The organism is Stieleria sp. (assembly GCF_041595215.1).
In the GTDB taxonomy this organism is placed as follows: domain Bacteria; phylum Planctomycetota; class Planctomycetia; order Pirellulales; family Pirellulaceae; genus Stieleria; species Stieleria magnilauensis.
Window position 1 is genome coordinate 1 of the sequence record NZ_JBFHKV010000117.1, and the last position, 12,476, is coordinate 12,476.

The 12,476-nt window shown below is 58.0% G+C and carries 1 protein-coding gene and 1 pseudogene; both read right to left on the bottom strand.

Going from position 1 to position 12,476, the window contains the following annotated elements:
* Positions 1–273: 273 nt before the first annotated feature.
* Positions 274–432 (bottom strand): annotated as a pseudogene (locus tag ABX749_RS06960) (PhnA domain-containing protein); the annotation flags it as partial.
* A 483-nt stretch (positions 433–915) separates the two neighbouring features.
* Positions 916–11,136, bottom strand: a complete 10,221-nt coding sequence (locus ABX749_RS06965) for a dockerin type I domain-containing protein (RefSeq protein WP_372895331.1) — start codon at positions 11,134–11,136, stop codon at positions 916–918.
* Between the last annotated feature and the right edge of the window lie 1,340 nt (positions 11,137–12,476).

Here is a 12,476-nt window from a genome sequence, read left to right on the forward strand (position 1 = left end):
CGAAGTCCCGATTGGATTTTGATTCTCGTTCCCAGGCAGGAACCTAACGCCGTGAACGATTTTCAGGGAGCTAACTTCGCCAGAAGGTGGTGGCTCGCATGGAACGCTAACAATCCACGCTCTGGCGAGCGTAGTTGTGGAACGCAAAGCCTGTAATTGCCAGCCTAAAAATGGTTCACGGCGTTCGGCGCGATTCCTGGAAACAAGATATCTGTCCCCTGGAAACAATGGATCGGGGAAGATGGTTGATACCGCCGCCGCAAGGGGACTGCGTCAGGCCTTCTTGACGAACTCGGATTTCAGTGACATCGCGCCGATGCCATCGATCTTGCAATCGATATCGTGATCGCCATCGACAACGCGGATGTTCTTGACTTTGGTGCCAACTTTGACCACGCCGCCATTGAACTTCAAGTCTTTGATGACGACGACGGCGTAGTAGAGACAGGGACATTAGACACAGGGACATAACACTTTGTTGGGTGAGGCGCGAGCACCTCGGACGGGCCATGGCTGAAGGAGATGCGATATTCCTCGACGTTCCTGGCGTATTCTGCGTTCGGCACCTTCTTAATCCCTTGGCTTTTGTCTCACGTCCGCAACCGTTGATGTGCAAGTGCTGACGGAACGTATCGCCCGTTTTGCGAAAGAGTCCCCAGCTTACAAGCCGGACCTGTTCTTATACCCCAATCCGAAACACCCGCGCGGTTGCAAAAACGAAAACGAGATTTGGATATCTTTATTTCGTATCTTGCTCGCCGCAGCGGATTTACCAGGTTAATTGTGATTCGGATTCTCGGTGGTGAAGACCACGAACTCCCGTTCGCCAACTTACGAGCGATTCTGCTCGCATTGCATCATCGAGTCGAAAACGATTTGCTTTATAAGCGTCGGCTGAGTTCACCAATCCGAGCGTTATCGGCCATTCAAATTGAGCCCGCCCGCCGTCGCAAGATCGGCGGCGAACGCGTCAAGTGCGACGTCGATTTCCGTCAGTTCTTCCGTCGAATTTGCCAGCACAAGATCACGCGCAGCGTGCCGATTGTCGTTCTCTTCTGAGGCAGGAAGTTCGCGCGGTTTGGTGGCCGATGGTTCACTCCACGCGTCGACGTCAGTTTCAGCTTGCATCTGAAAACGGTATCGATCGCTTGACGAAAACGAAGTCAAAGCCCCCACGTACAACGCCGGCGCCGGCGTTTGACTCGCTGCGCCGCTTGGATCCGCTGCTGTTGCCGATACGTTCACTAAACTCGAAGCTGATTCGCCGTTGGCGGCAACCGGCAAGGCCAAAGCATTGATCACTAGTAAGGCGTCAATCGCAGTCAACTTGCCGTCACCGTTGACATCGGTGTAGTTCTCCGGTCTCGCTGGCAGAGGCAGCATCCCCTCACCGTTGATGCTTGTTTGTTGGATTTGATTGATAATGATCAACGCGTCGATTGCGGTTACTTTTCCGTCGTTATTGACATCCGCTCTGTTGCTCGGGTTCGTGTACAGCGACTGCGACTCCTGCGCGGTGACACCTACTGGCGGGTCGAAGTTGCCCACCACTGGCCGAAGGCCTCCCAGTGCGGCCGGTTCCCGCTCATCGCCAAAGTTGTAGAAGATATCCTGGTTCACTTGGGCAACGCCCGGCTGTCCGGTCGGCGGTGGTTCGAAGCGGGCGTCCACCGTCCCAGTGGCGGAAAGATCGGTGTTGACATCTAGGAACCACTCACCAGCCTCGCGGGCGCCGCTGTTGCTGCCGGTTTCGCGGCGTACGAACAAGCCAATGTCGTCATCACCGTCCTGGTCCCAGTCATGTGCCACCGGCAGCGGTTTCAGCCCTCCGAAGTCGAATGACGGGAAGTTGACGGTCAATTCGCTATCGCCAAAGTCGTCGTTGGTGTCCAGGAAAAACTTGTCCTGATCAAAAGTGCCAACATTGTCGTCGCCATCGCCATCCCAGTCGCCAGCGACGGGGAGTCCTTTCATGCTGGTGTTTATCCTGGTGGGATTAATGCGTGTGACCGCAGGAGTGTAGTCGGTGCTTGTTTTATCAATGAACCAACTGCTGCCTTTCAGTACGCCCACTTCGTCCCTACCGTCGCCATCCCAGTCCCCTGAAATCGGCTCGCCGTTGCCGGATCCCTGCATGCTGAACTCAAACGCAGCGTCCTTGGCCAAGTCAAAGGCACCATTGGCATCCAGATCCAGGAAGAAGAAATCTTTGCCACCTCGTTTGCCGAGCACGCCGATTTCATCATAGCCATCGCCATTCCAATCACCGACGACGGGAAGATCCCCCTTGGTACCGAATTTCCAGACGACGTCGCGGTGGGTAAAGTCCGAGTTGTCGGGATCAAAGATACCGTTTCCGTTGAGGTCGACGTACCAGGTGCCATCTCCAAGATAGGTAGCGACTTCAGGTCGGCTATCCACTGTGAAGCGTGCCACGAAATCGCCACCCGCGACGGTGTCTCCCGAGGGCAACATCGGACCGCCTTGAGGCTCTTGGGCATTGCTTTCGCCATCCAGCTTGTTCCCACTCGGGTCAACGATGGAGTCGCTCAGCGTGAGCGTGTAGCGGTCGTCCGGCAGTGGGAAATCGAACTGCAGTTCGATCGTGGCGGTCGCCAGTCCGCCTTGGTCGACGGGGGCATTGATCACAATGATGTTCGAGATAGGAATGATCCCATTGTGATCTCCGATCAACGTATAGTGACCTGCCGCCGATGAAATGTCGGTGTTCAACGCTCCGTAAACAAATCCGGGGAATCGAGTCGGTTGGTCCTGAATGTTGATCGTCAAACTATTGACTAACGGAGTCGGCCCTTGGCTTACCGGTTTTACATCAAAAATGTTGTAGGTTGGATTTCCCGTGATTTGAATTGCATGTTCCGGTCCGGCACCATCTGGATCAATGATCTGAGGTCCCAGCAAGTCCAGATCCGCAACATTGATGTCATAAACGTTGATCGAATCAGGGGTCGCACCCTGGATACGCACTAAGTAGCTTCCTCCAACTTCCGTACCGATGGTCTGGATTGCATCGTCCGTCTCCGACGGCAAACGTACGATTGGTGTTCCGTCGGCATCGAAAATATCAACTCGCAATCGTCCGTCACCTGGCAGACCGGGTTGGCCATTGGCGAGCGTGGGAACCGCGTCGAACAACACCTCGAATTGGAAGGTGCCCGTTTTCGAGGCGGTGAAGCGATACCAGTCCTCATCACCATTCAGATCAAATCCGAGTCCAAAGGGATCCGTCTGGGCGCCAGGATTAATGGTCGGCTTTGTCGTGTGTTCGGCCAGGTCGGACAATTCCGTGGGATTATGAAAGCTGTTGTTTTGCGAGAAGGTATCCGGGTGGAACACGACGATACGTCCGAGTCCGTCGCTACCTGTACCGCCGAATGTATCACTGGTTGCGTCCGTACCGAGCGGCACGATGTCAACGTATTCGATCCCATCGTACGACACCGCTGACAAAGAACCGACAATCAACGTTCCGCTTCGTTCGTCAGTTCCTTGATGGTGTTGCACGGTGTTTCCGATCCCATCGTCCATGACCACGAGCCGGTCACTCGCATTGGGTTCGCCGCCGTGTACCGTAACGCGAAGGCTGCTGGCCGGGGTCGCATTGAGCCCGTGTGCAACTCGAACTGCAATCGTGTCGTCACCCTGCCCCGCTTCCACCTGAGCTTGCTCGACGCTACCCGCGACCAGCGTGTCAGTGTCAACCACGCCATTGAGCCGTACAGTGAGAGCCGTTGCGGAAGTCTGGTCGACGGTGATGCTGTCGCTGCCCGATGTTCCCTTGATCAAGATCGTGTCGAAGCCGCTTCCGCCGTCGAGCGTGTCATTACCAGTGCCGCCGATCAGCGTATCCTCACCCTCGTTGCCGAACAATTGATCGTCGCCCGCGCCGCCTTTGAGCAGATCGTCGCCGAGACCGCCGATCAAGATACCGCTGGCCGCCAGGACGTCATCGCCCGATCCACCGTCCAGAGTAATCAAGATAGTGCCTTCGACTCCCGCCGCCGCCTTGAGGATGTCATTGCCTCCGTTGCCGAGCAGCGTTAGCCGGTCCAGATCGGAAGCGGCAGCGCTGAGGATTTCGATGTCGTATTCGAGTCCGGCGACATTAATGACGCCACCTGCACTTGTCACCCTTAGGTTGTCCGCGACGTTGCGTCCGTTGATGGTGACTAGGTCTTCGGATCCGGTCACGCCCAGGTTCAAATTTACCGCGACAACCTCAGTCTTGGTCAGGTCGGCCACGTTGAAGGTATCGCCGCCGCCCTGCCCGTTGACATTAATTTGTTCGACGCCATGCGTATCAACCACGGCAGCGCCGAGGATGACATTGAGGTGAGTCGAGTTGGCGGCTGCTTGAAGCATGAAGGCGTCTGCTGCAACGCTACCGTTGAAGTTCAGGATGTCGGCCGCGTCGCCGCCGCCGTCGATGAAGTCGCTGCCGTCGCCGGCGTTCCAAATGAAGATATCGAAGTCGTCGCCACCGTGCAGCCGATCGGTTCCGGTGCCGCCTGTGATGGTGTCATTGCCCTCTTCGCCATACACGTCGTCGTCGCCGCCACCGGCCACGATCACGTCCTGGCCTGGCCCGCCGAAGATTAAATCAGCATCGTCCGAACCGATGATGGTGTCATTGCCTAGGCCACCGAAGATCGTGGCGGCCTGCGAATCCGACATGTCAATGATGTCGTTGCCGTCGCCGGCGTCGACGAACTTCTGCACGTCGGACACGTTAAGGTCGAGGTCGATGTTGTCATCGCTGCCAAACGTGTACAGCTCGAAGCGATCCAGGTTGCTGCCGAGAGTGACGGTGCCTTGGCCGGCGATAGTGACGGCCGTAGCAGTCGAGGTCACGGTGTCGATGCCCGCACTACCCAGTATGCTCAGGACATCGAACCCTCCGCTGCCGCCATTGGTCGTCACCGCGTTGGCACCACTGTAGTCGAACGTTGGCGCGCCGTTGGAACGATGGCTGCCACTGCCGCCGTTGCCGAGATTCACGACAAAGTTGTCGTCCACATTGGTGCCGTTGATGATCAGTGTATCGGTGCCCTGGCCCTCGTAGACGATCTGTTCTACGCCGCTGATATTGATCTGCGACGAAAGTTCCAAGACTTCGATGCCGGTCGGCGAGTAGGTAACCGTCTGGCTACCCTGAGTTTCCAGCGTGAAAACGTCCCCCTGTTGTCCCACGCCAGTCGTTGTGCCGGGGGCTCCACCGATGACAGTCAAGTCGACGTTCCAGACCGCGCTGCTTGGGTCCAGTGTCCACAGCACGATGTCGTCGTCGCCAGCCAGGGCGTTCACCGTGAACATCGGAGTGTTGAGGAACAGGATGCCCGGCCCGGCGTTGAGGCTGACGGTGAAGTCCTGTACGCCATCGGCTCCCGCGTGCGTGGAACTGTCGCGGGCGATGATGGTAATGTCGTCATCACCGTTGGTACCCAGGAAAACGCCTGCAACGCCGCCGGTGACGGAAACCTCCTCGATGTGGTCCCAACTGACTCGCTGGACGCCAAGGCCATCGGCGACGAATCCACCTGAGTCGTTCTCCGGTCCTGGTTCGAGTGTGTAGCTGGTCGTCGGAAGGAAGTGGATCAAGTCACCGGCAGTGGCGCCGATCGGGTTGCCGCCGTCGATGAATACTGGGATCGTGCCGGGCGTGATGTTGAATGTGTCGTCTCCACCGTTGCCGTTGAGCGTCAGGCCGATGTAGTTTTCCGTATCGACGTTAAAGAGCCCGACGAGTTGGACGTCATCGTTGAGTAGGGTTGTCGTGTCGGCCGCCGAGGTGTCACGCTGGTTCACCGTCAGCGTCTCGTCCTCGCCGGGGTTGGCATTCGCCGTGATGTCCTCGACATTCGTGAACGAGACGAGTTGGCTGTTCAGTGCGGATGTCACCCCCGGCGAATCGATGTGCCCTGCCTGGGCAGCGGTTGCCGTCACACGGGTACTGTCGATCAGCCCGGCCACGTTGTTGTAGATGATCCGGTCCGTACCGGTGCCGCCATCAATCGCGACGGCGACATTCCACGGCAGCACCGAAGTGGCAAACGGCGTCACGGTGATCACGTCGGCCAGATCGCCAGCGTTGAACGTGAATCTGTCCACACCGCTGAAAGAGATGGGGACGCCGCCGTTGAGCGTGAACGTGCCCGCTTTCTGACCGCTGCCCGTCAATGTTAATGCGTCTGCGTCACCGACCTCTGCCAAGAGCGTGACGCTGCCGCCACCCCTAGCGTTGATGATGTTCACAAACTCGAAGTTGTTGAACGTGACCGGTTGCCGGCCTGCGGCCGTGATCTGGTTGCCCACGATGGTCACCGCAAGACCATCGGCGATGAAGTTCAGCGTGTCGCTGCCGTCTTCGGCATCCACGGTGATCGGTGTCGCGGCCGAGGGCGTGATCGTGAACGTGTCATCGTCGTCGGCTGCTGCGTCCACGCCGATCGAGGCCAGCGGCGCGATCAGCGTACCGGCGACAATCACGTTGGCACCGGTGGTGTCGGCTGCGTCGTCGCCGAAGTTGGCCGTGATGATAATCCCTGTACTTGCTTGGACCGTCGAGCCGGATGAAAGCGTGATGTTGTCACCGGCACGGAGCGTAACCGACGAGCCAGTCGACTCGATGGTTGCACCGGAATTCACCGTTAGGTCATCGCCGGCGATGGACGTTTCCGACGCGGTCAGGACGATGGCGCCCGCCGCAGTAATGTCCGAATCAATTGTGAGAGGGCTTCCTGAGTTGATCGTCACGGCGGCCATGGCATCGGTCGCGCTGATCGGGCCACTGACCGTGATGCCCTCACCGGCCACCGTGCTGCCCTGACTGGAAATGATGACATTGCCGCCACCGGAGTTCGAGATGCCCGTGATGTCGAGCGCCGCCGGGGCACCGACGACGTTGGCAATCACGATGTTGCCGCTTGTTGTATTGGTTGCGTTGAGCGTGGCCACGCGTGTTTCGAGGGGATCTATCGCTGCTCCGATACCACCATCGGCAACGATCCTCAGTCCCGTGGCCAGGATATCCGCACCGGCTCCCGCGTCCGCGTCGCTGATGGCCCCAGTCGAGATCAGCGTGACGCTGCCGGTGGTCTGGATCAGATCGACGGCCGTGTCGCCGACCACTTGCAAATAGCTGTCCGTTGGTCCGGCAGTCACATTGATCACCCCGCTGACGTCAAGGCCGAGTGGATCGGAAAAGGTGCCGATCACATTGGCCTGATCGCGGGCTAGGATTGCCTGGTCACGAATCCGCTCGGAGGCGTCGCGAACAATCGCCGCCTTGGTGGCAGCTGCCTGCGTAATCGACGTAGATTCCGCGAAAGCCTGCTGTGTTACTATCGACAGTTCCAATCTGTCCCTGGCGGAGTTCACCTTGAAATTTGCGGTGGTGTCCTCTGCACCCACGACGGCCAGTTCGATCGATTCCACGGTGAGTCCGATGGCTAACCCGGTACTTACCGCTTCCAGAGTATTTGCGACGACTTGGATGGCGACCTGGACGGCGAACAAACCGGCGTCACCAATCAGAGGTATTGCTTGCGCGGGGCCCGCAATGACTAACGCAGCCGTGGCCGCGGTCGTCGCCGCCAACGAGGCCACGTCCGCAGCGGCCGCGGCGATGCTTAGATTGTTGACAAGAGTCTGTTTTGCGTAGTACTCGATGTCCAAGAGGTCGGCTTCTATCTGAAGCTGCGCCACCGTTATGGTACCAGTCGCCACCTCGGCGTCGATGATTGCCTGTCCGTTGCCCAAGGCATCGGCCGAAATCTGCTCTGCGGCCGCCTCCGCTGTGAAGGCCGCCGCCTCCGCGATCCTGAAGGTTTCATCGAGTTCGGCTTCGCGGGCCGTCGGAGCGTCACCGCTTAGGGTGGTCGTCCCGGCAATCACATTGATCGCCGGTCCGTTGCCGTCCACGATGATCCCCGCGCGGGATTGAACCGTCACGTCACCCGTCCCGGCATCGAGCTGGCCAATGGTGATGGTTCGGTCGGCGCTAACCAGGATGTTTCCGCCGGCCGTCTTGAGATTGCCAATGACAGCCACTGCGCCGCTGCCCACAACCGTCCCGGCTTGGATGGTGATTGTGCCTGCGAGTGAAGTCTCGATCGTATCCGCTGCATCGAGAAATACGATTGCCCCCGTCGGCGTCCGCAGTACAAGCGAACGGCCGGGAGCGATGGTTGCGGTGTTGTCGACGATGTTTTCAATTGTAATGGACTCGGCATCGAACGTCAGCGTGCCGCTGCCCGCAGATTCGAGCGAGGCTTCGGTGAGCAAGAGCGGACCGGCAAACGTCATATTCGCGCCCACCGCGCCGCCGTCCGCCAAGGCCACCTGATAGACGTCGGCTTCTATTGGGTTGGCCGGGGTGCCGATACCGCTAGGAGCGGCAATATCGAGCGTTTTCGCGATGATGTTGACCTGAATTGGGGGCGGTGGATCGTTGCCGTCGGTGATCGACCCGACCGCGCGTAGCTTCACCGTGTCGCCCTGGGCGATGGCTGTGTTCAGGATGATGCTGCCCGCGCTGTCGATATCAATATCGGCCGCTTGTCCCAGAGCCGTGGCGGTGAGGGCCAGACTTGCGAGGTTCGCGTCGCTCAAGAAAATGCCGCCGGTCGTCGTGGCGGCGGTGATTGCTGACACATGGGTCTCGATCTTGTTGCCCGATATACCAATCATGGACCCATTCAGGGTGGCGCTGAGCGCACTAACATTGTTGGTCACGCCGTTCCCATCGATCAATGCGCCGAATGCCGTCAACGTGACGTCTTGGCCGGTCGCGGTCACCTGACCGAGCGTCAAGTCTCCCAAAGCCGAAATGGAAACAGCTCCACCCGTTGCCACGGCCGAGGTCAGCGCGAGCGTCTTGTTATTGGCAAGCAACAGTCCACCGCCCGCTCCGCCGTCCGCCGTCATAGAGTTGACCGAGCTCTCCAGCCCGTCGCCGCCTGAACCGATGCCGTTCGTCGCGAGCAGATCGAGCGTGTCTGCGGATATATTTTTGTCAACGCCGTTCCCGTCCAGCATGGCGCCATTGGTATGGAGCGTTACTTGACCCGGTGAGGAGACGAGCCCCACTGTCATGTTGCCCGTCGCGTTGCGCACATCAATGTTGCCAACCGTCGTTGAGGCGCTCACCGTGAACGCATTGGCCTCTTCGATAAAAACGCCTCCGGTGTCCGTCGTTGCATCAATGGTCGCGACGTCCGTGTCAATGTTATTGAGGGAAACGCCGATGCCTGTCCCCGCAGTGAGCGTGGTTGAGCCCCCGCGGAGGTCCACAGCGGTATCATTGATGTCATCCACGATCGCTCCGGCAGCGGTGATGCTGATGTCGCTACTGCCTGCATCGATGAGGCCCAGCTTGACGTCGCCAGTCTTGGTCTCGAACGTCACGGCCCCGCCCGCTGCGTTCAGCACTTGCGTGCTCGCGACAAACGACAGAGATCCACCAAGGAAGTTGATTGCCACATCGCCAGCGTTAGTATTGGCGGCGACGGAGCTAAGCGCGATCAAGCCACCGCTCTTGTTGTCGATAAAAATAGAAGCGGCGGGAGTGATTCCGGCTGCGGCGGTACTGACGGTCGCACGCAACTCAGGGGTGTTTGTTTCAAGCGGATCAAGGGCGGTTCCGATGCCGGACGTTCCGCTCAGGTCGACGATCGGGCCGGTGATATTTACGGCGGCCCCATTGTCATCCAACAGCGACCCGTTGCCGTTTGCCACGGTGACGGTTCCCTGCGCCGTGATGGTTTGGATGCGCAGGTTCGTGCCCGTACTCGTCAGCAAAACTTCGTTGCCCACGCCGCCAGCAACGACGGACACCGCTGTGCTTTCAAGTAATTGCGCTAAGAAGATCGGACCGTTGGTTGTGCTGGCACTAAAGGTCTCGACCGTCGATTCAATGGCATCGCTGTCTTGGCCGACCGTGCTATTGGCGACGAGGTTTTCGCTCCGGGCCAGGATGTTGTTCTGTGCTTGATTGATGTCGAGTATTCTGCCCGAAACGGAGGTGATCGTGACGCTATCGGGGGCGGTAACCGTATTGAGTAAAATGTCGCCCTGGGCGGAAATCGAGACATCCTTCGTGCCAGGATGGGGATTCACAGGGGGATCCGCAGGATTGAGTTGTGGATCGAAAACGACGATCTGATTGCCGTTGATGAACGGAGTTTGCCCACCCTCCCTCGCCAGGACGGAGTTGATGATCAGCCCCGGCCCGTTCGAGTCGGCAATGAAGATGCCGCCGTCGTTGGTCGTAGCTGTGAGCGATCCGATCGCGGTCTCGATCGCATTGCCAGTCGTACCGATCGCGCTGTTGGCACCGGTGGTCGTCAGGTTCACGCCATTGGCCGCAGTCAGATTGATGGTCGGGCCGTTCCCGTCAGTGATCGCGCCGTTCAGGGCCGTCAGAGCCACGAAGCCCGCTCCGGCCGACACCGCTCCGATGGCCACGCCGCCTGCCGTGTCGGTGATGAACACCCCACCCGAGATCGTCGCGGCGTCGAGGTTTGTGGCGTTGACTTCCAGGGTGGGATTGGCGTCAGTCAACTTTCCAATGCCCGTGATGGCGGTGAGAGAAATGTTGGTGGCCACGATGTCCGGATCACTCGTATTGTCATCAGTGATGGCGCCGCCGTTGGCGTTAATCGTGACCGTGCCGCTGCTGCTGACTGGGCCGCTAAGCGTCACATCATCCGCCGTCACGGTCAGGTTTCCGCTGAGCGTCAGATTTGCAATCGTTACCGTGTCGGCGCCGCCGAGCAGGTCAATGTCGATCGAGGTCACAGCGTTGGTTGGACAAAGGACGACCGTCGAGCCCGATCCCGTACAGCTTGCCGCTTGCGTGCCGCTGACTGTGATGTTCTCCGTATCAGTAAATCGGTAGTCGGTGCCGACGAGTTCGACGGCCAGCGCGCTTGCATTGGCGGTGCCGTCGTAGTTGATGATTCCGCCGCTGAAGTCGAGGGTCGCCAGCATGCGGCGGTCTTCGAGGCGTTCCAGGAAGAGTGACGCGATGGACGACCGTTGCAAGGTACGACGTCTGCGGCGGAAGGAACGTGATCGCAACAACAACGAACGTTTGGACCCAAACAACTTGCTCATGGTGTCTCTTTTGAAGTGATGGGGCATAATCACAATTACTGATTCACTTTTCCACTCGCCGATGCAAAGGGTGGAGGCGCCCCACGCCCTCCGATTACATAGACAGGAGGGACGGGCTCCCGGCAACGGCCAGAGCAGAAATAATTACGTCCCAAGACTTTCCGAAGTTGCAAATGTATACGATGAGCAAATGTAAAGTGAGAAAATTGCATCAACAATTCGTGCGAAGTTGAAATTTGGTCAATTTACCTGAAACATGGTCAGCCGTTCACTTGCTGCGCCCTTTTTGGTGGTCACGTCGTCAATCTGCAGAGGTCGCGATGACTGCTGAGTTGCATCATCGTGCCGTTTGGGGTCCTTCCTTAGAGGATGCTAATGAAACAGCAAAGAAACGTAGCGATTTGTTGGGTGAAGTGTGAAAAGCTCGGTGGGGTCGGGGCTGAATCTCCTGCTATGTCCCCGAGTGATCCCGTTACTTGACCGTAACGAAAACTACCAAGGTTGCATCAGGTTAATCGAAGTGGCACATACGAAATGCCTCCTACCTTGAGCATGACTTGGGCGCCAGACTCGTTCCTCGCGGTGCCCAGAATCAGATAAGTTACAACTGTTTGGGATTGTGTTCACGTGAATGCGAGGGCTGAATTGGTGTGCGATTGGTGAAAATGAGTGTTGGGCACATCCAAGTTTTGGAAACACTCATCAGCACTGCTTGACACGAATCAAAGGGTGAGGTTTAACCGAGCAACTGTTAATCTCAATCCCGTCTGTGTGCGCCTGTTTGCCGCGGATACAACCGAAGACGATTAGGTTTAAAAGTCGGATCACGATTAAGAATTTACGAAAGGCGAAGCCGTGCGACGGTTGGATTGCTACGTTTTCCCTTTATTTGTGAGCCGACTTCGCTAGCCGTGGGCCTGGTTTTTGCCAACGTTTTAGCGAGCGTTGGCCCGACGCGAACGCGTTTTGAAGTTGCGTGTTTTTCACAACTTAAAGCGTAGGCAAGGGGATTTTGATGTTGTTTCGGTCCCTCGCTCACGCTTGATATTCCTCGGATTCGATCTGCGCCCAATTCGGTGCTGCCGCCGCTGATTGTCGAAGAGGCATTCCAACGCGGGCTGATCATGATCCGGGCTGGGCTTTACGGCTCGTGCATCCGCTCGCTGGTCCCCTTGGTGATCACCGACGCGCAGCTACACGAGGCTACGAAGTCCCATTTGGATTTTGATTCTCGTTCCCAGGCAGGAACCTAACGCCGTGAACGATTTTCTGGCAGCTACCTTCGCCAGAAGGTGGTGACTCGCATGGAACGCTAACAAGCCACGCTCTGGCGAGCGTAG